The organism is Jutongia hominis (assembly GCF_014384965.1).
GTDB classification, from domain to species: domain Bacteria; phylum Bacillota; class Clostridia; order Lachnospirales; family Lachnospiraceae; genus Butyribacter; species Butyribacter hominis.
Window position 1 is genome coordinate 1 of sequence record NZ_JACRSW010000035.1, and the last position, 24,847, is coordinate 24,847.

Consider the following 24,847-nt stretch of genomic DNA (forward strand, 5'->3'; position numbering starts at 1 on the left):
GTATCTCTAAAATTACTGTTCCTACGGCTCCCATAACTCTTCTCATAATAATCAGTCTCCTTTCGACATCCATCCCATTGCAAGTCCTGCAACATCTGCATCGTCCATAACATCTTCTGTAGGTTCTTGTGCTTCACTATTGGCTGCCTGCATTATTACCGGCTGACCAACATTCATTCCGGATATCACTCCGCCTAACAGCCTTATGACCTCTTTCCTAGCCTCATTGGTTGCTGCTTCAATGACTTCTTCCTTAATGTCATCAATATCTTCTGACCGGATATATTCAGCCCTCTCTTTTTCCTTCTTCTTGATAACAAAAGTTTCTTTTCCATAATTATCAATGTAGAACTGAATCGCATCTATAATGAACTGGTTCTTAGATTTGAAAATCTTCGGATCAAGGTTCTGAATCACATCATTGATTTTCACATGCTGAGGATTGCTCATGTTGAGGCGGACAGAAGTTTTTACTTCATATTCAAGTCTTCTTCCCATCATCTGCCTCCTTATGATAATCGCTTAGTGCTTTTAAGTCCCATTGTGGCAAGCTGCTCATATCCTCTTGCATTTGCCTTTACATCAAGGTTATAGGAAATGTTCTTAGCATCATGACTACCAAAATTCTTCATCACAACTGCCCCGCCACCGACAAATACAATCGGTGTAGTCTTTAAGTTATACCCAAACTCACGGATTGAGTTATATACCTTATCAACAAAATCCTCTATCTCTGCCTTGATAATGGCAAAGTATTCATCATCAATATCTGACCTGCCATACCGCATGATGTTCTGTATCTCTGACTCGTCTACCTCTCCGTTAAGTTGTCTTACACACTGTTCATTGATAGAACGCATACAGGTAATAAGACCTTTTGGTATCGTCACACACTTTGATTCATCCGGTGACTTGTTGATTACCGGCATAATGTCGATTGTCCAGCTACCGATATCTACTATCAGCGTTTTCTTTGCCATTGTAGGAATCTTGTCCACTACTGCTGCATAACACTGAGGGAATACTGCCACATCATCAATTTCAATATAATACGGCTCATTCTCATATTTGAAGCTTACACGCTTATTCTTTGTCAGGTACTTGATAAAATCATTCTTCTCTGCTCCAAACCTTGTAAGTGGTAGTCCTACGGCAAGGAATACCTTTGCCTCTGCAAGACCTCTTCTTTTAAGTTCCTTAGCAACTGCTGCAAGAGTGAGAAGATAAAAGCTGTCATCTTCGACCTTTGTATCCTTTACTTCCTGCCTCACAGTTCCAACCTTATAGAACTTTCCTTCATACTCAAGTACATCGCCGAAAAGTGCCGGAGTTGTTGTAATCTCCTTAACTCCTGTGACAAATACCTGAGAGATTGTTTTCATCATTGACCAACCATGATCAATGCCGATTACTTCTAACTTGTTATTCATATGTTTTGCACATCCTTTCTTCTTAAACAGCCACTTGAACATCTTAACCACCTACTTTCCTATCAGCTTTCGCATACAAGGAAAACAATAACCATTCCCTTGATAATATGGACATCCGACACATTCCGTCGGAAGTTTCTGTTCTTTTTTCTTAGATGGTTTACAACATGTTCCATTGGCACATCTGTTGTTATGTCCCCAGAAGAATCTACAATGCATACAATCTTTTAATTCTCTTTCAAGCTTTTCTTCTGGAGATACAAACCTGCGTTTCTTATGCTTATCTCTTTTTTCAACTGTTCCCACCAGAGCTCTCCTCCCTTCCAAGGAGTGATTGCTCTCTTATATTTTCCAATATCCTGTCCGACTCACCTGCTGTCCTTGCTAATGAATACAATACGATAAGAACAATAATTATAAATGCTATGCTAAATCCCATCATCACTTTATCCTCCTTCAAATTAGTTGCCATATAGACAAAATTTGAATTTGGAAGTGATATAGTCTACATGGCTATGCTTAATGCTAAGCATGTAGGTACACGCCAGTCTTCTAGACTCCTATATCGCCCCGTGTACAAAGAGGTGTTCTCACCTCCGGGAGTTACAGACGAGCCACAAAATGTGTTTCACGACGCCCTTCTGAATTATCAGAAGCACTATCTCCTCTTTTAGCCTTTTGAGGATAAGGACGAACTTCTCGCCCTCTGTGGTTAATTATCCTTACGCAACATGCCGATTCCTTTTACCAGATTTCCATCCAGCTTCTCGCCCTTCATCTTTCGATCCATCAGACTACTAATATGATAGCTGTGACTTTCATCTTCCAGGTACATGCCCCGTAATTTTACTACCTACAGAAATTCTGTAGTGCAAACTACTTTGCAAATCTGTAACTGATTATTCAATTGTTACGTCCAATCTCTCTTGGACAATTGATATTCTACAATGCACTTTAATTTTACGGAAGTGACACCACTGGTGTATTTTTACGAATTTTCACCAGTTTTTGGTGTATTTGTCATTTCCTTTAATTTGTTCCATGTATGCTTAGGCAGTTCTCTTGCCGGCTCTCTGAATCGTTCAAGATATTTTTCAAATAATTCCGTATTGATTAATGCTGAATTACCGACTTTATAGACTGCTCCTGCCTCTCTCGCAATTACTATGATTCTCGATTTACTTATCCCATAAATAATCGCTCCTTCCTCTGCATTGACAAATTTTTTCATAAAATCCTTTGTATCTGAATAGCACTTATATGAGTAACTCATTCATCAGTCTCCTTTCACATTTGGCAATGGATGTTTCATTTCTGTTGGCGGTTCTCTGAATTGCTCCATATATTCATCAAACACCTCCAGATTAATCAGAATAGTATTTCCTTTTGCTTCGCCTATCTTATATACAGCTCCAGCTGCTCTAGCCATTTCGATAAATCTATGATGTCCTATGCTGTAAGTCATTGAACCCTCTCCGATTCTCACAAACTTCTTTTCCACAATTTTATTTGAACTAGGAACTCTTGCAGAATGTTTCATAAATTTCATCAACCTTTCCTTATGTACTAATATAATCTTTGCAAGCTGATATCTTGCTCCAGCAGCCAACGCTATATCCATTGCCTCATCTTGTGTTACATCTAATAAAGCCATTACCTCATCAATACGAATAAATCTTGGTTTTACAGTTTCTTTTCTATAGGCACAAACTGAACCACTCAATGTATTTACCATAACATCACCTACTTATAAAACTCAGAATCTGTAATATGAAAAGTTTCAAGATACTTATCCAATATTTCTGTATTAACAAGTACAAGCTGACCAATTTTATAACAAGCCTTGGCATCCTTAGCCACTTCTTGAAATTTTGTCATTCCCATACTGTACATTTTTGCACCATCTGAATATCTTACAAACTTTTTTGCATCCTCATATCTATCTTTCTTCTTTGATTCATTCATTGCTGTGCTCCTTTCACTTTGACTTCATAACAAATGACGTATTTTCTCCATAACGCAAAAAAGAGGACATCTTCTAAATTTCTTTAGAAAATGTCCTCTTAGTAGTTCATATTTGATTGAATCTTTTTCTTTTCAGATTGTGTATTCTTTCATACTGATGTAAATGACTATGTCAAAATGCGTCTTTTAATGCGTCCTTTGACGTACTCAAATGCCTCAACCCCGCATAAACACTAGGTTTATTTATCCAAGCTCTTCATCGTCGGGAAGAGCAATACATCTCTGATTGCCGGTGAATTTGTCATGATCATAACCATTCTGTCAATACCATAACCAATACCACCTGTTGGAGGCATACCAATGCTCAGTGCATTCAGGAAATCTTCATCCGTATGGTTTGCCTCATCATCACCAGCTGCAAATGCTTCTTCCTGTGCCTCAAAACGCTTGCGCTGATCGATCGGATCATTTAATTCTGAGTATGCATTACACATTTCCCAGCCATTCATAAACATTTCGAAACGCTCTACATAAGCAGGATCTTCCGGTTTCTTCTTTGTCAAAGGAGAAATCTCGATCGGATGATCCATTACAAATGTTGGCTGGATTAAATGTTCTTCTACATATTCTTCAAAGAAGAGATTTAAGATATCACCTTTTTGGTGTCTCTCTTCGTATGCGATATGATGCTCGTCCGCTAACTTCTTTGCAGCTTCCGTATCCGGTACTTCATTGAAGTCCACATTGGCATATTTCTTAACAGCGTCTACCATTGTGATACGTTCAAACGGCTTTGAAAGATCTAATGTATGCTCACCATATGTTAATACTTCTGTTCCGTTTACTTCTTTTGCAACATAACGGAATAATTCTTCTGTCAGATCCATCATACCGTGGTAGTCCGTATATGCCTGATATAATTCCATCAAAGTAAATTCCGGATTATGTCTTGTATCAAGACCTTCGTTACGGAATACACGTCCAATCTCATAGACACGTTCCATACCGCCAACGATCAATCGCTTTAAATATAATTCCAATGAAATGCGAAGCTTTAAGTCTTCATTCAATGCGTTGAAATGTGTCTCAAACGGACGTGCAGCCGCACCACCGGCATTTGAAACAAGCATTGGTGTCTCCACTTCCATGAAATCTTTCTGATCTAAGAATTTACGAATACTGCTAAGCACTTTCGAACGCTTTACAAAGGTATCTTTTACATCTTCATTCATGATCAGATCCACATATCTCTGACGATATCTGGTATCTGTATCTGTTAAACCATGATATTTCTCCGGTAAGATCTGAAGACTCTTTGATAATAAAGTAACTTCCGTTGCATGAACAGAGATTTCTCCGGTCTTTGTCTTAAAGACTGTACCTTTGATACCGAGAATATCTCCGACATCATACTTCTTAAAGTCTTTGTAACTGTCTTCACCGATCTCATCTCTTGCCACATATGCCTGAATCTTGCCCTGAAGATCCTGAATGTTACAGAAAGATGCTTTTCCCATGACACGTTTAAACATCATACGTCCTGCGATCGATACTTCTGTATTTTCTAATTCATCAAAATGTTCCTTAATTTCTTTAGAATGCTTTGTTACATCATATTTTGTAATGACAAAAGGATCTTTTCCTTCATTTTGTAAATTTTCTAACTTTTCTCTTCTTACCTTCAGAAGCTGATTTACATCCTGCTGTCCCTGAGGCTTCTTCTGCTGCTCTGCCACTGTTTTGTTTCTCCCTTCCTGAATTACATCACTGCTCTCTGGATCTCAAGCACTTCATACTTGATAATATCGCCTGTATTCGATTCTACGGTTACAACATCACCTACTTTAGAACCGATCAAAGCAATACCAACAGGTGATTCATTGGAAATCTTACCATTCAGGCAGTCTGCTTCTGTTGATCCGACGATTTTATATTCTTCCGGCTCTTCATCTGGAAATTCCAAGTCCTTTATCTTAACCTTGCTGCCTACATTTACTACATTGACATCAATATCATCTTCTACTACGACTTCTGCATTCTTTAAGATGTTATCAATCTCTTCGATACGGATCTCGATATCACGCTGTTCGTCTTTTGCGGCATCATACTCGGCATTCTCTGATAAGTCACCCTGTTCACGGGCTTCTTTGATCTTTACGGCTACTTCTTTACGTTTGTTTACCTTTAAATCCTGTAACTCATCTTCTAATGCTTTTAAACCTTCATAGGTCAAAATATTTTTCTTTCCAGCCATATTATTTCCTCCATTTTCTTTCAATGATCGGTTCTGGCTTTCTGCCATACACCGAGCTATCACTTCATTATAACGCATACAGCATTTTGCGTCAACTGACACCCTCTGACTCTCCTCTATTTCTGATTTATCAGACAGGTTATCCTTTTTGCATTCCATGTAACATACTACATTACACCTTCATTGCTCAGGCGGCTTCCTGTTACACAGCTTCCATCCAGACGGCTCGTGCGGAATGGTGCAACCGGGATTCCATTCTTTCCAAACAATGTGATCTCCTGATAATTCGTCCATGCATATCTGACATATTTCGGTTCTTTGACAGTATCTGCTTTGACAAGGATCTGTGATCCTTCTATCACGGCATCTGCTTTCTGATAGTTTTTATCCGGTCCGGCAAGTTCAAAGCCTTTTAACTCACCACGCACATCGAATCCGTCTTTACAATGTGCAAATTGTAATACCATCGTCTGATCCTGTACATAAGAAGACTGATAGACCGGTCCAAAGGCTTCTTCTTCCCCGATCAGCTGGTACACATGATACAATGCCTGTTTTGCAAGTCTTTTTCCTACCAGCTCTTTGCGTGTCGGATGAATATTTCCATATTCTCCGTTTTCAAGAATAACAGCAATTCCGGTATTTTTGATCGTCTGGTAGACACGCATCTGTGCTTCACGGATCAGAGGCCAGTTCTTAAAATCAGGCTCTCCTTCATTCTGAAAGACCGGAAGCTGTACGACAAGGAATGGCAATGTCTCATCATTCCAGTCCTTGCGCCATTGTTTGATCAATGCAGACAAAAGTTCATAATAGGTTGTCGGTTTATGATCATCTTCTTCGCCCTGATAATAAATAAAACCGGCAATCGTATAAGGAATCAGCCTTGATACCATTGTCTGATACAGACCGGACGGGCGGAATTCCGAAAGCGGTCCCATCGGTCCCGGATATTTATTTTCCCCAAAGAGGCTGATCGCTTCATCCCATGTCGGATGTTCGCAGGTTTCATAATAATGTGATACATTCTTTTCAAACTCTGTCTGGTAGATAATATATTCTTCTCTTTCTTTCACATACGCATCGTAGTCCTGGTCTTTTACGATCGCATCATATTCATCGACATAAGAACGTGTCTTATCACTTTCTAAAAGCATTTCACGGCTCATCCAGCAGGATGCGGAAGTGCCTCCCCAGTTACAGCCGATAATACCGACGCATACACCAAGCTTGCGGCTTAATTCTCTTGCATAATAATAAGCTACTGCTGACCATCTTCCTGCATTTTCTTTTGTAGGAAGTTCCCATGATGTCTTGGCAAGCTCTTTATCTAACTCTTCACCTTCAAACGGTTTCTTTGGAGCATAATAATAACGAACATTTTCATCGACAACAGCTTCAACAGCTTTTGCACCTTCAAAGCTGTTTTGCAATTCGAGTTCCATATTCGACTGGCCTCCTGCGAACCAGACTTCACCGATCATGATATCATGATATGCCACTTCTGCTCCGTCACATGTGATCTTCATATCATATGGGCCGCCTGCTTCCATCGGTGGAAAATATAACATAAATCTGCCATCTTCCACAGACGTTGTCACTTTCTTTCCATTACATTCACCTGTTACTTTTGTCTGATCACATTCTCCCCATACAGCGATATTCTTGTCACGCTGTAAAACCATATGATTCGAAAATACGTTTGCTAATTTTAACATTTTCATCCTCCTGCGTTTGATTATATACTCTCGAAATTTTTTGTTCAGAAGATTCCGAGAGTACAGTATTTTCTATTATTCATTTCAAAAAATAGTTGGTGCTGTCTGCTTCCATGAAGCCATTCTTTTGGGTTTCTGCCAAAATGATGTACCATTTTGTTTTTCGGTTTTTATTCCAAAAGTCTTCTATACAGAATCCCTTATTCAGAATCCTGATACTCTGCTTTTATATTCTCACCGCATTTACGCCCATAATATTATATCCTCAATCCATATTACTGGCAATAGATTTTATATGAACAATACAGACATTTTTGCACTCTGCTTACCAAAATCGGCAACGCTGTTTACTCATCTTATTTTGAGAATTCCATTTTGACAGTACAGAAGAATACATATATAATTTAGAAAGATAATTACAAAGAAAAAAACAAATATATGAACTTTTGGAATCTTCTGAACGGAACTCTAACCGAAAGGATTCGTTTTGATAAGATACCGAGAGTTCCTATATATCGAAATGAGGGATTATATGAAAAAAGAAAGAAAAAATATTATTTTGATCGCTGTTGCCGCGGTAATGATCATCGTACTGGCTATCGGTTTTCGTTTGTTAAACCGTACCTCTTATAACGATGAGAATACGCTTGGTAATACCAGTTCCAATCTGTTAAATGGCGGACTGTTCTGTGAAATAGATGACAAGATCTATTTTGCAAATCCATATGATCAGAACACACTTTACTCTATGAGTTCCGACTTGCAAAATCCAAAGCAGATTTTTTCGGACAATGTCAGCTATCTGAATGGTGCCGGAAAATATCTGTACTACACCAGACGAAATGACAAAAAAGAAATTGATAAAGATGCCTTGCTTGCACTCAGCAGCACCGGGCTTTACCGTATCAATACGAACGGAACAAACTTAAAGCAGCTCTATGACGATCCGACACAGGTTGCCTGCCTTCTTGGAAACAATGTCTATTATCAGCATTATGATCAAAAAAAAGGCTTGGAATTATACTCTGCTTCGATTGATGGCAAAAAAGACACTAAAATCTTAGAACAGCCTTGTGCACCATATGCCGTAAAGGGACAGACAATCTATTATAGTGGTGCTTCTTCGGATCATGCGATCCATTCTGTCGCAACAGACGGTTCTAATGATACGGTCTTAAGTGACGGAAACTATACGGCATTAACATTACAGGGTGATTATCTTTACTTTATGGATATGAATGCGAACTATGCTTTAAAAAGAATGCCATTAGATGGTGGCAGTGTAGAAACATTGATCTCTGACCGTCTGGCAACTTACAATGTCAGCGAAGACGGTCAGACCGTTTATTGCCAGATTGATAACGGTACAGCGAACGGACTCTATGCACTGGATGTAGAAAGTAAAACATTACGAAAATTAAAAGAAGGCAACTTCAATTATCTTCATCTGACAAAGAAGTACCTTCTTTATGAAAAATATGACCAGAGCGTTTTATATGCCATGGATCTTTCTTTAGAATCTTCCAAAGAATTACATTTCAATAAATAGAACATTTGATTCTGTTTATAACAATTTCTGTTTTAATGCGAGCACGCTTTCGTGTAATACCGGATGGATCACATACGGAGCGATCTCACAAAGCGGTTCTAATACAAAAAGGCGGTTTGTCATCTCAATATGCGGGATGATCAGATCGTCTTTTTGTATGATCTGATCATTAAATAAGATAATGTCCAGATCGATCGTGCGGGGTCCCCAATGAATCTTTCGCACTCTCTTTAACTCCTGTTCGATCGTATGGATCAATTCCAGAAGTTCTTCGGGTGTGCGAAGTGTCTTTATTTCCAAAGCGGCATTTAAGAAATCATCCTGCTCGGTATAACCAACAGGCTCTGTTTCAATAAACGAAGACTGCTTTGTCACTTTTGTCAAAGGATCTTCATTTAATAAACGGATCGCTTGTAAAAGATTATCTTTTTTCTCACCAAGATTAGATCCAATGCTAAGATAGGCTGTATTCCATCCCCTGCTGATGCACACGGAAACCGTATCAAGCGGAAGCATGACCGGAGCCCATGGCTTTTCGATCTCAATATCAACCTTTTCGATCTGTGAAAAAGTAAGTAAGATTTTTTTTGCCAGATGCCATGCCAGTCGTTCTAACAGACAGAAAGTCTCCTGCTTAGTCTCTTCTTCGATCAGCTTTGCTACTGCCGCATAATTCACGGAATCTTCTAATTGATCGCTTTTACCGGCTTTTTTCGTATCACAATACAACGTTGCTGAGATCAGGAATTTCTGTCCCAATACATTTTCTTCGGTCAGAACCCCATGTTTTGCAAATACTTCAAGTCGTTTTATCTTAATCTGATCCATATACCTTTCTCACTCCTTTTTATACCTCTTTGTCCCAATATCCTTTGTTCATCGTACAGCGAAGGATCATTTTTTTTGACAGCTTATCATAATGCAATCCAAGACGATAGCCTGCCAGACGGAAACCACATTGCCATGCAAAATAAATTGCTTTTGCAAAATGCATTTTCTTACATAATGTAACGATCAATTCCTTAGCATATCCGGCGCCTTCCTTTTCAGAAGAAATATTTTCAAATACTTCATGATATTGCTTTTGTGATACGCCCAGATCAAAGTTACGGACAAATTGCTGCTTACAGGTATACGAATGTGAATGGATCACTTTGGCATCTGCTGCATAATACACACTATGATCACTCTGGATCACTTTCGACGCCATGATCATATCTTCATTAAAAATAGTCGGATAAACAAAGCCTCCCAGCTCATCATATACTTTCTTATCATATACCGCACATACATCCGAGCAAAAATAAGTCTTGATACCAAGCTGTTCTAAATCGGCTTTTGTCTTTAGACTGCTTTTATCAGGATAACTGTGTATTCTTGTCATTTTCTCGGTAATGTCAGCATCCGGTCTTGCTAACTGTCTGCCATACACGATTGCAACAGTCGGTTCGATCGTAAAACCTTTTAAAAGTTCCTGCGTCAGTCTGTCATCAACAGGCATCGCATCCTGTGTCATAAACATCACATAATCTGCTTTCGAAAGCGACGCACCATATGCTCTGGTGTGTCCATGATCAAAATCTTTTTTAGCGATCGGATATACTTCGATCTTAGGATCATTAGATTCCATTGGCTTTTCGCCATCCTCAATGGTTTGTAACAGAAATATTTTATTGAATGCTTTCTTTTGTTTCATCAACCGTTTTAGTAACTCCTGAAATTCCTTTCCGGGTTTATACGTTGGTATGATAACGTCTATTGTTTTTTCTTCCATCTGTTTCTCCTTGTTCTTAATCAGCCAGCAGTCTGCCGACAACTTCGACCGCATCCTGTGCATCCTTTGAATAGCCATCCGCTCCGATCTCATCAGCAAATCCCTGTGTGATCACAGCACCGCCAATAATTACTTTTGCACGAACATTTTGTTCTTTCTTCATATTTACTACTTTTTTCATTTCCATCATAGTTGTTGTCATCAATGCAGAAAGACCGATGATATCGGCATCTTCTTTGATCGCTGTATCAATAATGACATCCGCAGGTACATCTTTTCCAAGATCGATCACTTTATACCCATAATTACGAAGCATCAATGCAACAAGGTTTTTACCGATATCATGAATATCATGCTCTACGGTTGCGATCACGACTGTTCCTAATGATTTTGCACTACGATTTTTGGCAAGTTCCGGCTCTAACAGATCAATTCCGCCTTCCATTGCTTCTGCACTGGAGATCAACTGTGGCAGATAATAGATCTGCTTGTCAAAAAGCTCTCCTACATGGTTGATAGCCGGGATCAGGCTTTGATCGATCACTCCCTGTGCATCTTCTCCATTTGCAATCTTTTCTTTTACCAGCTCAAGTACCTTTTCTTTTCTTCCTTTAACAACTGCAGTAAAAAGAGCGTCTTTTCCTTCTGTATCAACAACACCGGTATCCGTCTTTTTGACTGCCTTTTTTGCAACATCTGCATCTACTTCGCCATCCACGACCGAAATCTTATTTTGTGACACACGCTCAATATAACGAAGATCCGAATCCGGCTTGTTACAAAGAAGATCAGCCGCATAAACCGCATGCATCAAAAGTTCCTGTGACGGATTGGCGATTGCCATCGTCAGACCGTTCTGAATCGCCATTGCCATAAATGCACTATTAACAAAAATTCGTTCCGGCAGGCCAAAAGAAATATTGGAAAGACCGCACGCTGTAGCAACTCCCAGTTCATTTTTGCAATAAGAGATCGTTTCTAATGTCTCAATGGCAGCCAAACGGTTTGCTCCTACGGTTGCAACCAGGCCGTCAACGATCACATCTTCTTTACAAAGTCCCTGCTTCTTTGCCGCATCCAAAATGATATGAATGATCTCTTTCTTTTCCTGAATATCCTTTGGAAGTCCTTTTTCCGATAACGGAAGTAAAATAAACATTGCTCCGTATTTTTTAGCGATTGGGATCAGTTTTTCAAATTTCTCCGGCTCTAATGAGATTGAATTGATCAAAGCACGTCCCGGATAGATTCGAAGGGCTGCCTCTACCACATCCACATGGCTCGAATCGATCGATAGCGGCAGATCCGTGATCACACTTAATTCTTTGACTGCTTTTAACATCATTTCTTTTTCATCAATACCATTCATACCCATATTGACATCAAGAATTGATGCTCCGGCTGCTTCCTGTGCCTCCGCCATATCTGTTACAATATCCAGACAGCCTTCCCGAAGCTCTGCCTGTAACGCTTTCTTTCCAGTCGGATTGATCCTTTCACCAATAATACCGAAAGCTCCATCCAGATCAATATCTTTTGTTGCACGTTCACTTGAAACAGCTCTGCGGACCGCTTTACCGATCCGTTCAGGGTACGCTGTCTTATCATAAAGGTTTTCTTCTTTTAATGCACTGACCATTTTTTGAATATGTTCCGGTGTAGTTCCACAGCATCCGCCTAAGATATCCACACCTTTTTGTGCAAGAACCAGCATTTCTTTTGCAAAAGTATCCGCATCCATATCATAAACGGTCTCGCCATCCACCATCTGAGGCAGTCCTGCATTCGGTTTACAGATTAATGGAATGTCCGTATATTTTGACATCTTTTCGATAACCGGTATCATCTTTTCCGGACCGGTCGAACAGTTTATACCGATCGCATCCGCTGACAATGTTGTTAATACTAATGCTGCTGTTTCCGGGTTCGTTCCAAACAAAGTACGTCCATCTTCATTAAAAGACAAAGTAACCATAATAGGAAGTGTTGTCACTTCTTTTGCTGCGATCACAGCCGCACGGCACTCCTGCAAGCTCATCATGGTTTCTACGACCAGAAGATCCACACCTGCTTTATCCAGACAGGTGATCTGCTCTTTATAGACCGAAACTAATTCTTCAAATGGCATTGGTCCAAGTGGTTCTACCTGAACACCTGTCATCGTGATATCACCGGCTATAAAGACTTTGCCTTCGGCATGTTCTTCCTGAATCGCTCTTTTTGAAATAGCGACCAGATCCGTGTTCATCTGTTCTAATTTATCAGCAAGTCCATATTCTTCTAGCTTAATACGGTTTCCTGAAAATGTCGGTGCATATAGCACATTCGTCCCTGCCTGAATGTATTCTCTTTGCAATCCACACATGACATCTGCATTTTCTAAGATCCACTCTTCCGGGCAGACACCGGTTGGCATTCCTCTCTTTTGTAGATTGGATCCGGTTGCACCATCTAAAATCACTTTATGTATATTTACCAAATCTAAAAATTCTTTTTTTGTCATTCTGTATCTGCTCCTTCATTTGCTCTTTCAAAAGCATTTGTACCTGTTATTTTACTGCTTTTGAAATTTTTTTCTTATAGGATCAGGGCATCCATAATGTCTACATCCGCAATGTCTGTATTCCCACAGCTGTATTTATCCTATAAAATTATATTATAACGAATTTTTTTCGTGTTTACAAGACGATCACACTCTTATATGATCCGTCTGCTGCACACTATCCTCAGCCGGTGTTTTTCCTATCGTTGCGTGCTATGATCTGCCGCCAGCGCTGCAAGATCCAGATGATAAAGCAGACTGGAATTTTTCCTTCATTTCCGTTATAATGGACGCATTAGTGTACTTGCAAAGGAGGAAGAAAAATGATTTTACAATGTAGTCATATCGACAAATCATTTGTTGGTGAAACCGTATTATCAGATATTTCTTTTCATATAAACGAACAGGAAAAAGCGGCCATTGTCGGAGTGAACGGTTCCGGCAAATCCACTTTGATCAAGATCATCATGGGGCAGCTTAGTGCCGACAGCGGTGATATTATTCTTTCAAAAGATACGACCGTTGGTTATCTGGCACAGAATCAGGAATATGCATCCGACCGTACGATCTTAGAAGAAATGCAAGATGCCAAGCCTGAAGTCGGCATTCTCGAACGAAAGATTGCTTCCTTGTCGGCACAGATGAACGAAGCAGACGGAAAAGAGTTAGAAGCTTTGATCAAACAATTTGATCATGCACAGCATCGTTTTGACCAGATCAACGGATATGCTTACCAGAGTGAATTAGTCGGTGTCTTAAAAGGACTCGGCTTTGAAAATGAAGATTTTGACAAAAAGATCGCCTCCCTTTCCGGAGGAGAAAAGACAAGAGTTGCTCTTGCAAAAATGCTTCTGACAGCACCGGATCTGATCATTCTCGATGAGCCTACCAACCATTTAGACCTGAATGCGATCCATTGGTTAGAAGGTTATCTCGCACAATACAACGGTGCGGTACTGATCGTTGCACATGATCGTTATTTTCTTGATAAGATTGTCTCAAAAGTGATCGAGATCCGTCAGACAAAATCCAGAGTCTATCTTGGCAATTATACCGAGTATACAAAGAAACGGCAGGAAATCCTTGATTCTTTGCAAAAGCAGTATTTAAACCAGCAGGCAGAGATCAAACATCAGGAAGAAGTCATTGCAAAGTTAAAGCAGTTTAACCGGGAAAAGTCGATCAAACGTGCCGAAAGCCGCGAAAAAATGTTAGACAAGATCGAACGGATCGATAAACCGATAGAGGAAAATACCAAAATGCATCTGCTTTTTACACCAAAGATCCAAAGTGGTAATGATGTATTAACGGTTAAGGGACTTTCAAAACGTTTTGCCGATCATGTTCTTTTTGAAAATATTGATTTTGAGATCAAACGCGGAGAACACGTTGCGATCATCGGAGACAATGGTTCCGGTAAGACAACGATCTTAAAAATGATCAATGATCTTTTAACACCTGATAGTGGAACGATCACGCTTGGAACCAATGTAGAGATTGGATATTACGATCAGGAACACCATGTATTGCATATGGAAAAAACACTTTTTGAAGAAATTCAGGATGAATATCCAAATATGACCAATACAGAGATCCGCAATCTGCTAGCTGCATTTCTTTTTACAGAAGATGATGTCTTTAAACAGATCAAAAGTTTAAGTGGTGGAGAGCGCGGTCGTGTTTCCCTTGCCAAACTAATGTTGTCGGATGCAAACTTTTTGATCCTGGATGAACCGACGAACCATTTGGATATCGACTCCAAAGCCATCCTTGAAAATGCGATCAACCATTTTGAAGGAACGGTTCTTTATGTTTCGCATGACCGTTATTTCATCAATACGACGGCACACCGCATTCTGGATCTGACATCGCAGACCATGTTAAACTATATTGGTAATTATGATTATTATCTGGATAAAAAAGACGCAATGGAACAGGCGCATTTACAGACAGAGACAAAAGTCTCTGACGTAACCGCTTCTGCAACTGCCACAGCTTCCGATACAAAGCTTAGCTGGCAGCAGCAAAAAGAAGAACAGGCACGCCAGAGAAAGTTAGAAAAAGAACTTCAGGCAGTAGAAACCGAGATTGAAGAACTCGAAAGTGACAACGAACAGATTGATACTGAACTTTCTGATCCGGCAAATGGCAATGATGTTGCAAAGTTACAGGAACTTTCTAAAAAACGTGCCGAAAATGATGCACGCTTAGAAGAGTTGATGCAGCGCTGGGAATCTTTATCGGAATAAAACGGAATTAACCCGCTGATACACTTCTTTTTCCTCTACACCGATATGATAACGACCATCTTCGTATAAAATGCGTCCATTGATCATTGTCATTTTAATATTTTGTTTGCTTCCACTATAAACAAGATTTTTTGTTATATTATGAATCGGCTGCATATTCGGGCAGGCAAGATCGATCAGGATCATGTCTGCCTTTTTTCCTGCTTCTAATGTATCGCATTCGTCTAGTCCCATCGCATGGGCACTTCCTGTCGTTGCCATTTGCAAGACACGGTTTGCATCCATTGCTGCCGCATCCTTACAACGTAGTTTTTGCAAGCCTGTCACTAAGAACATCTCACGAAACATATCCAGACAATTGTTGCTTGCCGCACCATCTGTTCCGATTGCAAGTGGAATTCCCATTGCATCCATTTCCCGAATCGGAGCGATCCCGCTTGCCAGTTTACAATTTGAAGAAGGATTGGTGATCACCCAGATCTTTTTCTTTTGACAAAGAAGCATATCTTCTTTGGTCATATGCACACAATGAAAACCGCCTCCGCCATATTCAAACATTCCAATCGAGTCTAAAAAGGTCATTGGTGTCTTACCGTATCGTTTTTTGCACTCTTCCACTTCCTTTTTTGTCTCGGAGTTATGCATATAGACAGGTGCTTTTAGTTTCTGTGATAACGCTGCGATCTGCTCTAAAATCTCACGCTTTGTCGTATATTCTGCATGAAAACCGAGCTGATAAGATAACAAATCTGCTTTTTCATCATTATAACGATAATAATCTTCTTCCATCTGTGGTACCGAACCGGTAAAATCATTGACACTGCCACAAAAGACCATACGGAATCCGGTATCAAGAGAAGCTCTTGCAGTATGCTCACATCGCATATACATATCAAAACCGGCTGTGATCCCACCGGAAAGATACTCCATGATCGCAAGAACACTTCCCCAGTAGATCGCATCATCTGTCAGTCTGGATTCGATTGGGAAAACTTTTTGATAAAGCCAGTCTTGCAAGGAAAGATCATCCGCATAGGAACGAAGCAATGTCATTGCAGAATGGGTATGCGCATTTTTAAAGCCCGGCATTAAAAGATTTCCGTTTGCATCAATTTCACGGTCCCAGCTATCTTTTGGTGCATCTTTGGCAGTTCCAACATAAACGATCCAGTCATCTTTTATATGTACTTCCCCTTCAAAGACGGCTTCCTTCTCTTTCATCGTCAGAATCCTCGCATGATAAAAACGAATCTTCATGATGCACCCCTCCTACTCATCTAAAGGAATTTCTTTTGCAATATTTATAATACTCTTAGTCACTAACTTCTTAAAACGTGGTGCAACACGGTCTGCTGCCTCCTGTACTTCTTTATGAGTCAATGGATTTGGGGTAATGCCGCATGCCATATTTGCAATACACGAAATGCCACAGATATGCATTCTCATATGGTTTGCCGCTACTGCTTCACAAGCGGTACTCATTCCAACTGCATCGGCACCAAGGATACGGCACATACGCACTTCTGCCGGTGATTCAAAGTTCGGTCCGGTAAGCTGGATATAAACGCCCTGTTCCAATGGAATGTCATTGACCGCTGCCGTCTTTTTTATGATCTCCTGTAATTTCTTATCATAGATCTCGCTCATATCAGGGAAACGTGTTCCAAGCTCTTCCATATTTGCTCCGATCAATGGAGAAGGTACAAAATCAGATATCTGATCCTGTATCAGCATCAGGTCACCGGCACGAAATTCCGTATTGATCCCGCCCGATGCATTGGTTAAAAAAAGCACTTTTGCTCCCATCAGTTTCATCAGACGGATTGGTAAAACAACATCACTTATATCATATCCCTCGTAATAATGCACACGTCCTTTCATACATACCACAGGAACTGTTCCCACATAACCAAAAATATACTTTCCTTCATGTCCCTGTACCGTCGATGTCGGAAATCCATCAATCTCTTTATAATCCAGTTCTGCCACAACTTTAATATCATTTGCATAATCTCCAAGTCCTGAACCCAGTACAAGTGCTACCTGTGGCACAAAAGAAATCTTCTTTTGAAAGCAAGCGTAACAATCCATTAATTTCTGATATCTCTGATCCATAATAAAACCACCTTCCCATAAAATAAGATACTCTTATTTTAACATAAAAAAGGTGCAACGTCAGCACGTTGCACCATAAGAATTGCTTTTGCAATTTTACTCTTTTATCCTGCAAGGTCATTACTGATCTTACCGGTATATAACTGGTAATATTTGCCCTGCTTATCGATCAGTTCATCATGCGTTCCTCGTTCAATAATTCTTCCGTCTTCAAGAACCATGATACAATCACTGTTACGGACTGTTGACAGACGGTGAGCAATGACAAAAGTAGTTCTTCCTTTCATCAGGCGGTCCATACCTTCCTGTACCAGGCGCTCTGTTCTTGTATCGATCGAGCTGGTTGCTTCATCTAAGATCAATGCCGGAGGATCCGCGATCGCTGCTCTTGCTATCGCAAGAAGCTGTCTTTGACCCTGACTTAAACTTGCACCATCTCCGGTCAATACCGTATCATAACCATTTGGCAGACGTTTGATAAAGCTGTGTGCATTCGCAAGCTTTGCTGCTGCTATGACTTCTTCGTCTGTCGCATCTAACTTACCATAACGGATATTGTCTGCTACTGTTCCTGTAAACAGATGCGTATCCTGTAAAACAACTCCAAGAGACAGTCGTAAATCTTTTTTCTTGATCTTATTGACATTGATATCATCATATCGGATCTTACCGTCCTGAATATCATAGAAACGGTTGATCAGATTTGTGATCGTCGTCTTACCGGCACCGGTTGCTCCTACAAATGCAATCTTTTGTCCCGGCTGTGCATACATTTCAATATCATGCAAAATGATCTTATCTTCATTGTAACCGAAATCCACATGGTCAAAGATAACTTTCCCCTGTAACTTTCGGTATGTTGTCGTTCCGTCTTCCTGATGGAAATGCTTCCATGCCCAAAGTCCGGTACGTTCTTGGGATTCTATGATCGTTCCGTCTTCACTTTCCTTTGCATTGACCAGTTCCACATATCCGCCATCCGCTTCCGGTTCTTCATCCAAGAGAGCAAAGATTCGCTCTGCTCCGGCAAGTGCCATAACGATCGCATTGATCTGCTGGCTGATCTGGTTGATCGGCATATTAAATGATTTATTAAAAGTCAGGAAACTTACCAGCTTACCGATTGTCAAAGAAAAACCGCCTTTTAACGCCATAAGACCACCAACGATCGCACAAAGCACATAGCTGACATTTCCGATCTGTGCATTGATCGGCATTAATATATTAGCAAACTTATTCGCGTTGTTTGCACTGTCAAAAAGCTTTTCATTTCTTTTATCAAACTCTTCGATCGCTTCTTCTTCATGGCAAAAGACTTTTACTACCTTCTGACCACTCATCATCTCTTCAATAAATCCATTGACAGAACCAATATCTCTTTGCTGTGCCGCAAAATATCTTCCACTAAGCCCTGCTAACTTCTTTGTCATAAAGATCGAAATGCCAACCATCAGAAGTGTAACAACCGTAAGTGGAATACTCAGGACAACCATGCAGACAAAAACACTGACGATCGTGATCGCGCTATTGATCGTCTGTGGAATACTCTGGCTGATCATCTGACGCAATGTATCAATATCATTTGTATACATAGACATAATATCACCATGGGAATGCGTATCGAAATAACGGATTGGAAGCAGTTCCATCTTATGGAACATATCATTTCGCAGGTTACGAAGCGTTCCCTGTGTCACATTGACCATTACACGGTTATAAATATATGATGCTGCTACACCGATCAGATAAAAACATGCAATCTGAAGGATCTTATGTGCCAATGGTCCGAAGTCAGTTTTAGACGTTTTTAACATCGGTTCAATAAAATCATCGATCAAAGACCGGATAAACATCGTTCCCTGCACATTTGCCAAAACACTGACAATAATGCAGACAACAACGACAACGCTGGAAAATGTATAATTCTTTAACACATATTTCATCAGACGGACAAATAATTTCCCCGGATGTTCAATTTTTTTCCCCGGCATCATTAATCCTTTTTTCTCTTTTCCTTTTTCAAACTTTTTTTCTGCCATCCAATCACTCCTTTCCTTCTTCATCAAAGTCACCGCTGCCGCCACCTGTCTGTGACTCATATACTTCACGATAGATCTGATTGTTTTCAATCAGATTCTTATGGGTATCAAAGCCGTCCACCTGACCGTCTTCCATAACGATAATACGGTCACAGCCTGATACACTCGAAATTCTCTGCGCAATAATGATCTTTGTTGTTCCCGGAATTTCTTCGGCAAAAGCTTTACGGATCTTGGCATCCGTAGCCGTATCGACAGCACTTGTAGAATCATCAAGGATTAAAATCTTTGGTTTCTTTAATAAGGCTCTTGCAATACAGATACGCTGCTTCTGACCGCCTGATACGTTTGTACCACCCTGTTCAATATATGTCTCATATCCATTCGGAAGTTTTTGGATGAACTCATCAGCACAAGCTAATTTGCATGCACGAATGCATTCTTCTTTTGTTGCTTCCTTATCTCCCCAGCGAAGATTATCTAAGATCGTACCGCTAAAAAGTACATTTTTTTGCAACACAACAGCCACTTCATTACGAAGTACTTCCAAATCATATTCCCTGACATCTTTTCCGCCAACAAGCACACTTCCGTTTTCTACATCATATAAACGGCTGATCAGATTGACAAGACTGGATTTTGAACTTCCGGTTCCACCGATGATACCGATCGTTTCACCCGAACGGATTGACAGGTCAATCCCCTTTAATGCATAATCCGGTGCATCTTTTTTATAACGGAAATCCACATGATCAAATACAACCGATCCGTCTTTTACTTCCATAACCGGATTTTCGGGATTGCAAATATCTGCTTTTTCATTCAGAACTTCCGTAACACGCTCTGCGCTTGCGATACTTAATGTGATCATAACAAATACCATCGAAAGCATCATCAGACTCATTAAAATGTTCATACAATAAGCAAGCAGCGAAGTTAATTCACCGGTTGTCATGGCTGAACCAACGATCATATTCGCACCTAACCAACTGATCAACAAAATACAGCTATATACCGTAAATTGCATGATCGGATTATTCAAAGCAATCAGACTTTCTGCCTTGACAAACATTTTATAAATGTTGTTACTTGCCGTAGAAAACTTTTCCTGTTCATACTCTTCTCTTGCATAGGCTTTGACAACACGAATCGCTGATACATTTTCCTGCACACTCTCATTTAATTTATCATAACGTTTGAACACTTTATCAAAGTAATTCATCGTTACTTTAATAATCGAGAATAGAATAATACCAAGTAAAATAACTGCGATCAGATAGACACTTGCCACTTTTGCATTAACATAAAATGCCATTGCCATTGCACAGATCAGACTCGCAGGTGCACGCATACACATACGAAGGATCATCTGATAGGCATTTTGCAAGTTTGTCACATCGGTTGTCATTCTGGTAACAAGACCAGACGTACTAAACTTATCAATATTTGAAAAACTGAATGTCTGGATATTATCATACATTGCTTTTCGGATATTTTTGGCAAAGCCTGTTGACGCACTGGCTCCATATTTACCGCCAAGAATACCTGTCAGTAAACCTAATAATGCCGTAATGACCATACAGCCGCCTACCAGATATATGTGACGCATATCTCCTTTTTTTACACCATCATCAATGATCGATGCCATCATCAAAGGGATAATAGTCTCAAATAAAACTTCCAGAATCATAAAAACAGGCGTTAGCAAAGAATCTTTTTTGTATTCTTTGACTTGCGCTCCAAGCGTTTTTAACATACAATTACCTCTTTTCTATTATGTATTTGACAGCCATTTGCAAATCAAAATGCCCCTGAAACCACCTTACATCAAAAAAGGAATGCGTCATATTCATACTTTTGAATTGTGTTTCTATTTCTTTTCATTTGGGAAGCACTGTTTCATCTGATAAGAATTTTTAAGATTTTTTTCTTTTTTGCTCTGATTATGGGCGCTCTCATCTGATATAGGGGCAGGACCGGTCTGAGTCGCCCCTATAGTTATGACCCGCGCCCAATAAGCAAAAAAGATTAAAAATCAAAAATTCTAATCAGCTGCCGTGTCTATCCCAAAATAAAAAGAAATAGAAACACAATCTGATCCATTAAGATGTGACGCATTTTAACATTTTGTTGTTAGGACATTTGTTATAACACAGGGATTTGTTTTGCAAATGGCTGATTATATATTAGACATTTTTATCAAATGAAATTTTTAGTGCTTTTAAAATTTGCGGTACAAGAAGATCCCACGAATTTTCGTCGCGTTTATCCATTGTAAATTCTAATTGTGAAATTCCTGTGACCAAATATAAACTATCCTTTTCATATCTAAATTGCAACAAAAGTTCCACTTTTTTATCATGAAGCCTTTGATACAGACCTTCTTCTCTTATCCAGTTTTTTGCTGCCATTTCTGACAATTTTAAAGAAAATGTAAATGCTTCCGGTGATCTTTTCCCACGAATATATTGAAACAAGAACGGTCGCATTTCTCCCCAGCCGATCAGATCTGTCTGATCGTTTTCCTGATCATACCAGTTTCTATTTCTCCTGCCTGCTATGCCAAGACGGGCAAATGTTGTCACCTGTGCTTCTACTAAAAACCAGTTGTCAAAGGTTTCTTTCAATAACAAATGTGACATCATATCTTTTGTATCTAAAATTTTAAAAACGATCATAAATTCTCCTTTTTTGAGCATACTACTATCACGACATCGTGTCTAAATCGAGATTGACTATCCATCAATTCCTTTTAGAGCAAACACGCTGTCTTCTATATATACTATGAAAAAGCACATTGTGCAGAATGGAGGAAACCATGAAAAAAGATGCAAAAACAATGAAAAAAGTCGCAGAACGCTGTACACAGTATGCACCAAACGGTGAATGTCATTGTACAAACTCAACAGCCGGTGACAATGTAACATGTAAGAATTGTACGCATTATGAGCCGGATGAAGTCTGTACCCTTCATCTTTACAAGGAAATTGCCGAAAACCATGATCTGATGTCATAAATGCATCTAAGATTCTTTTCGCCAATATCCCGGCTTTGGAATATCCTGTATCCATGATCCGATCTGATCTTTGCGATAGGATATTCCGATACGGATCATGCATAAAAGCTGCATGAGGCTGCCAAAAGGCAGCCTACATACTATTGCTATATTTCTATCCCCATTATACTTCCACAAATATAACGATCGATCTTGGAGCAACTACTGTTTTTCTTGAAATATACGGTTCTGCTTTCTTCTTTCTCTTTTTTTCTGCAGCCGTTTTCGGAACGGAAAGCAGAGATGCATCAAAGGTATTGTCATAGGTATCTACCATCACTTTCCAGCTTCCATTGGTTGGCAGATCCGGCAGATCAAAGGATTTCGATTCCCAATACATATTATAGATCAGATATACCGAACGACCATCCCACTCAGCAGTATATGCTCCATAATAAAGCATACCAAGCATTCTGCTGTAATTCGAATAATCCGGTCTCCATGCCTGTACTCCATGCATAGACAGATCCGGCATACCACAGGAAAGCGTATCCATCATCTGTAACGGATGATCCTGTCGAAAGACACGAAAACTTTTACGCATCGCGATCATATTTTTTACAAAAGTAAAAATACTTTCCGATCTTTTGGTCTTATTCCAGTTCAGCCAGGTCACTTCATCATCATGGCAATAGGCATTATTATTTCCCATCTGCGTATTGCCAAATTCATCTCCGGCAAGGATCATCGGCGTCCCCTGACTTGTCAGAAGCATCAAAAAGGCATTCCTGATCTGTGTCATACGACGATCCATAACCGTCCGCTTTCTGGTCTTTCCTTCCACACCACAGTTCCAACTATAATTGATCTCTGCACCATCCCGGTTACCTTCTCCATTGCTTTCGTTATGCTTGATATCATATGATACCAGATCCATTAACGTAAAGCCATTGACATGGGTAATGAAATTGACCACCGAATAAGCACTTTCATTTCTTGCAAAAGAATGTACGACCTTTTCTACCATGCCCTCATCTCCTTTTAAGAAGCGTCGGACATTGCATAAAAATCCTTCATTATATTCTGCTAATGTGTTCTTGCGGCTTGAGATACCGGCTTGGGAAAGAGCCGCTACATCCCAGTAATTTCCAAATATTTTCACACCCGATAGAACCGGATCCGAAGCAAGTGTCAGCGATGGCATTACTTCCTGATTGACACGAAAACCATCGACGTGATATTGCATTACCCAGTTTCTGAGACAATCTGTCATTAGAAACAAATTTGTTCCCGGTGTAAAATAAATATCCATGATGATTTCTATGCCGTTTGCATGCAATGCTTTGACCATTTCTTTAAATTCCATGGATGGTCTTGTCTTATCACTGGCATAAGAAACTTTTGGAGCGAAATAATAGGTATTTTTCGTACCATATCCCCAGTAATTTAGCAATACTGTCTTCTCTTCTGCTTTTGGCATCGTATCGGCAGGTATTTGATAATCCTGCTGCCGGTTGCGGATCTCATCAAATTCATAAACCGGAAGCAGCATCACTCCGTTGATCCCTAATTCTTTCAGATAGGGAATCTTTTCGATCAGACCACGAAATGTCCCTTTATGCTCTACTTTTGAAGAACTGTGCTTTGTGAATCCCCTCATATGCATCTGATACAGGATCATGTCATTGTAAGGAATCTGTGGACAGATATCGTCCTCCCAGTCAAACGTTTCCAGACAGATCCCGCCACGGACAGGAACCGGTCTTCTTTTTCCCCAGCTTTCTCTTCCTGTTATAAAGACAGCATAAGGATCGACAAATTCTTTTCCATCCGCTTCATACATATATTCGTATTCCTGCGTCAGAATCTCCTCTACGGCTCTGTCGTCTTTGCTTTTTCGTGCTTTCTTTTCTAATGTGATCAGATAAATTCCGCCTACTTGAAATTCTTCTGTCAATAGAATTTCAAAATCCGGCTTTTTTCTTCCTTTCTTATATAACTTTAAATAGCGTTCCTGATGATCAGGAAGATAGACGGCAAATTGCACCCCATCTTCTACCTGCGTCACCCCCAGAGTCAGAACTCTGCCTGCTGATACGGAAAAAAGAGTCGAATGCAAATGTCTTTTTCCTGTGCTGCCTGCTTCTTTTTGCGTCATATCGTTCTCCTCTTGCATCGTTGACAGTATCTTTTTATCTATGCTCATGTTTATCCTCA

General features: G+C 39.9%; 22 protein-coding genes and 1 pseudogene. 3 read left to right on the top strand and 20 right to left on the bottom strand.

What is annotated here, in order from left to right:
* Positions 1-51: 51 nt before the first annotated feature.
* From H8700_RS10255 to H8700_RS10300, 11 genes and pseudogenes are all read right to left on the bottom strand, one after another.
* Positions 52-498, bottom strand: coding sequence for a hypothetical protein (locus H8700_RS10255; RefSeq protein WP_005340579.1), 447 nt, complete (start codon positions 496-498; stop codon positions 52-54).
* 11 nt (positions 499-509) lie between these two features.
* The gene (locus H8700_RS10260) at positions 510-1,472 is read right to left on the bottom strand and encodes a ParM/StbA family protein (protein ID WP_005340580.1); all 963 of its coding nucleotides are present in this window, start codon (positions 1,470-1,472) and stop codon (positions 510-512) included.
* A gap of 9 nt (positions 1,473-1,481) precedes the next feature.
* Positions 1,482-1,736: a hypothetical protein gene (locus H8700_RS10265; RefSeq protein WP_004611518.1), complete on the bottom strand. Its 255-nt coding sequence runs from the start codon at positions 1,734-1,736 to the stop codon at positions 1,482-1,484.
* Positions 1,723-1,872 (bottom strand): hypothetical protein, encoded by a 150-nt coding sequence (locus tag H8700_RS10270; RefSeq protein WP_015567903.1) that lies wholly within the window; start codon positions 1,870-1,872, stop codon positions 1,723-1,725. Before H8700_RS10270 ends, H8700_RS10265 begins: the two co-directional genes overlap by 14 nt.
* Before the next feature lie 270 nt (positions 1,873-2,142).
* Positions 2,143-2,265, bottom strand: a complete 123-nt coding sequence (locus H8700_RS12235; RefSeq protein ID WP_004611516.1) for a hypothetical protein — start codon at positions 2,263-2,265, stop codon at positions 2,143-2,145.
* A gap of 153 nt (positions 2,266-2,418) precedes the next feature.
* Positions 2,419-2,703: a DUF6462 family protein gene (locus H8700_RS10275; RefSeq protein ID WP_005340582.1), complete on the bottom strand. Its 285-nt coding sequence runs from the start codon at positions 2,701-2,703 to the stop codon at positions 2,419-2,421.
* 3 nt (positions 2,704-2,706) lie between these two features.
* Positions 2,707-3,165, bottom strand: coding sequence for a DUF6462 family protein (locus H8700_RS10280; RefSeq protein WP_004611514.1), 459 nt, complete (start codon positions 3,163-3,165; stop codon positions 2,707-2,709).
* An 8-nt stretch (positions 3,166-3,173) separates the two neighbouring features.
* On the bottom strand, positions 3,174-3,395 hold the full coding sequence (locus H8700_RS10285; protein ID WP_005340583.1) for a DUF6462 family protein: 222 nt from the start codon (positions 3,393-3,395) through the stop codon (positions 3,174-3,176).
* A 251-nt stretch (positions 3,396-3,646) separates the two neighbouring features.
* A pseudogene (gene lysS, locus H8700_RS10290) lies at positions 3,647-5,131 on the bottom strand (lysine--tRNA ligase); the annotation flags it as partial.
* A 23-nt stretch (positions 5,132-5,154) separates the two neighbouring features.
* Entirely contained in the window at positions 5,155-5,649 is a 495-nt protein-coding gene (gene greA / locus H8700_RS10295; protein WP_022140583.1) for a transcription elongation factor GreA, read from the bottom strand.
* Between the two features lie 167 nt (positions 5,650-5,816).
* The gene (locus tag H8700_RS10300) at positions 5,817-7,367 is read right to left on the bottom strand and encodes a sialate O-acetylesterase (protein ID WP_249305556.1); all 1,551 of its coding nucleotides are present in this window, start codon (positions 7,365-7,367) and stop codon (positions 5,817-5,819) included.
* Positions 7,368-7,899: 532 nt separating this feature from the next.
* On the opposite strand from H8700_RS10300, the gene H8700_RS10305 reads away from it, so the two are divergent.
* Positions 7,900-8,916 (top strand): DUF5050 domain-containing protein, encoded by a 1,017-nt coding sequence (locus H8700_RS10305; RefSeq protein ID WP_249305557.1) that lies wholly within the window; start codon positions 7,900-7,902, stop codon positions 8,914-8,916.
* 15 nt (positions 8,917-8,931) lie between these two features.
* Here H8700_RS10305 and folK read toward each other — a convergent pair whose 3' ends face one another.
* From folK to H8700_RS10320, 3 genes are read right to left on the bottom strand one after another with little or no spacing between them, the layout of a single operon-like run.
* Positions 8,932-9,744 carry a 2-amino-4-hydroxy-6-hydroxymethyldihydropteridine diphosphokinase gene (folK, locus tag H8700_RS10310; protein WP_022140580.1) on the bottom strand — a complete coding sequence of 271 codons (813 nt, stop codon included), beginning with the start codon at positions 9,742-9,744 and terminating at the stop codon, positions 8,932-8,934.
* Positions 9,745-9,763: 19 nt separating this feature from the next.
* Entirely contained in the window at positions 9,764-10,690 is a 927-nt protein-coding gene (locus H8700_RS10315) for a glycosyltransferase family 2 protein (RefSeq protein ID WP_249305558.1), read from the bottom strand.
* Between the two features lie 16 nt (positions 10,691-10,706).
* Positions 10,707-13,193: a homocysteine S-methyltransferase family protein gene (locus H8700_RS10320; RefSeq protein WP_249305559.1), complete on the bottom strand. Its 2,487-nt coding sequence runs from the start codon at positions 13,191-13,193 to the stop codon at positions 10,707-10,709.
* A gap of 362 nt (positions 13,194-13,555) precedes the next feature.
* On the opposite strand from H8700_RS10320, the gene abc-f reads away from it, so the two are divergent.
* The gene (gene abc-f, locus H8700_RS10325) at positions 13,556-15,481 is read left to right on the top strand and encodes a ribosomal protection-like ABC-F family protein (protein WP_249305560.1); all 1,926 of its coding nucleotides are present in this window, start codon (positions 13,556-13,558) and stop codon (positions 15,479-15,481) included.
* On the opposite strand, the gene H8700_RS10330 is transcribed toward abc-f, so the two are convergent.
* From H8700_RS10330 to H8700_RS10350, 5 genes are all read right to left on the bottom strand, one after another.
* A complete protein-coding gene (locus H8700_RS10330) occupies positions 15,470-16,738 on the bottom strand; it encodes an amidohydrolase family protein (protein WP_249305561.1) in 1,269 nt (422 codons plus the stop codon). The genes abc-f and H8700_RS10330 overlap by 12 nt on opposite strands.
* 12 nt (positions 16,739-16,750) lie before the next feature.
* A complete protein-coding gene (locus H8700_RS10335) occupies positions 16,751-17,596 on the bottom strand; it encodes a purine-nucleoside phosphorylase (protein ID WP_249305562.1) in 846 nt (281 codons plus the stop codon).
* A 104-nt stretch (positions 17,597-17,700) separates the two neighbouring features.
* Positions 17,701-19,635, bottom strand: a complete 1,935-nt coding sequence (locus tag H8700_RS10340; RefSeq protein ID WP_249305563.1) for an ABC transporter ATP-binding protein — start codon at positions 19,633-19,635, stop codon at positions 17,701-17,703.
* A 4-nt stretch (positions 19,636-19,639) separates the two neighbouring features.
* Positions 19,640-21,391 (bottom strand): ABC transporter ATP-binding protein, encoded by a 1,752-nt coding sequence (locus H8700_RS10345; protein ID WP_249305564.1) that lies wholly within the window; start codon positions 21,389-21,391, stop codon positions 19,640-19,642.
* A 430-nt stretch (positions 21,392-21,821) separates the two neighbouring features.
* Positions 21,822-22,313: a DUF5721 family protein gene (locus H8700_RS10350; protein ID WP_249305565.1), complete on the bottom strand. Its 492-nt coding sequence runs from the start codon at positions 22,311-22,313 to the stop codon at positions 21,822-21,824.
* A gap of 140 nt (positions 22,314-22,453) precedes the next feature.
* On the opposite strand from H8700_RS10350, the gene H8700_RS10355 reads away from it, so the two are divergent.
* A complete protein-coding gene (locus H8700_RS10355; RefSeq protein WP_022140765.1) occupies positions 22,454-22,651 on the top strand; it encodes a hypothetical protein in 198 nt (65 codons plus the stop codon).
* 163 nt (positions 22,652-22,814) lie between these two features.
* Here H8700_RS10355 and H8700_RS10360 read toward each other — a convergent pair whose 3' ends face one another.
* Positions 22,815-24,836 (bottom strand): alpha-amylase family glycosyl hydrolase, encoded by a 2,022-nt coding sequence (locus H8700_RS10360; protein WP_249305566.1) that lies wholly within the window; start codon positions 24,834-24,836, stop codon positions 22,815-22,817.
* Positions 24,837-24,847: the final 11 nt, after the last annotated feature.

Bases quoted from the DNA above. Each gene is read 5' to 3' on its own strand.
- H8700_RS10255 (WP_005340579.1), bottom strand. From the start codon at position 498: ATGGGAAGAAGACTTGAATATGAAGTAAAAACTTCTGTCCGCCTCAAC.
- H8700_RS10260 (WP_005340580.1), bottom strand. From the start codon at position 1,472: ATGTTCAAGTGGCTGTTTAAGAAGAAAGGATGTGCAAAACATATGAAT.
- H8700_RS10270 (WP_015567903.1), bottom strand. From the start codon at position 1,872: ATGATGGGATTTAGCATAGCATTTATAATTATTGTTCTTATCGTATTG.
- H8700_RS12235 (WP_004611516.1), bottom strand. From the start codon at position 2,265: ATGTACCTGGAAGATGAAAGTCACAGCTATCATATTAGTAGTCTGATG.
- H8700_RS10275 (WP_005340582.1), bottom strand. From the start codon at position 2,703: ATGAGTTACTCATATAAGTGCTATTCAGATACAAAGGATTTTATGAAA.
- H8700_RS10280 (WP_004611514.1), bottom strand. From the start codon at position 3,165: ATGGTAAATACATTGAGTGGTTCAGTTTGTGCCTATAGAAAAGAAACT.
- H8700_RS10285 (WP_005340583.1), bottom strand. From the start codon at position 3,395: ATGAATGAATCAAAGAAGAAAGATAGATATGAGGATGCAAAAAAGTTT.
- greA (WP_022140583.1), bottom strand. From the start codon at position 5,649: ATGGCTGGAAAGAAAAATATTTTGACCTATGAAGGTTTAAAAGCATTA.
- H8700_RS10300 (WP_249305556.1), bottom strand. From the start codon at position 7,367: ATGTTAAAATTAGCAAACGTATTTTCGAATCATATGGTTTTACAGCGT.
- H8700_RS10305 (WP_249305557.1), top strand. From the start codon at position 7,900: ATGAAAAAAGAAAGAAAAAATATTATTTTGATCGCTGTTGCCGCGGTA.
- folK (WP_022140580.1), bottom strand. From the start codon at position 9,744: ATGGATCAGATTAAGATAAAACGACTTGAAGTATTTGCAAAACATGGG.
- H8700_RS10315 (WP_249305558.1), bottom strand. From the start codon at position 10,690: ATGGAAGAAAAAACAATAGACGTTATCATACCAACGTATAAACCCGGA.
- H8700_RS10320 (WP_249305559.1), bottom strand. From the start codon at position 13,193: ATGACAAAAAAAGAATTTTTAGATTTGGTAAATATACATAAAGTGATT.
- abc-f (WP_249305560.1), top strand. From the start codon at position 13,556: ATGATTTTACAATGTAGTCATATCGACAAATCATTTGTTGGTGAAACC.
- H8700_RS10330 (WP_249305561.1), bottom strand. From the start codon at position 16,738: ATGAAGATTCGTTTTTATCATGCGAGGATTCTGACGATGAAAGAGAAG.
- H8700_RS10335 (WP_249305562.1), bottom strand. From the start codon at position 17,596: ATGGATCAGAGATATCAGAAATTAATGGATTGTTACGCTTGCTTTCAA.
- H8700_RS10340 (WP_249305563.1), bottom strand. From the start codon at position 19,635: ATGGCAGAAAAAAAGTTTGAAAAAGGAAAAGAGAAAAAAGGATTAATG.
- H8700_RS10345 (WP_249305564.1), bottom strand. From the start codon at position 21,391: ATGTTAAAAACGCTTGGAGCGCAAGTCAAAGAATACAAAAAAGATTCT.
- H8700_RS10350 (WP_249305565.1), bottom strand. From the start codon at position 22,313: ATGATCGTTTTTAAAATTTTAGATACAAAAGATATGATGTCACATTTG.
- H8700_RS10355 (WP_022140765.1), top strand. From the start codon at position 22,454: ATGAAAAAAGATGCAAAAACAATGAAAAAAGTCGCAGAACGCTGTACA.
- H8700_RS10360 (WP_249305566.1), bottom strand. From the start codon at position 24,836: ATGAGCATAGATAAAAAGATACTGTCAACGATGCAAGAGGAGAACGAT.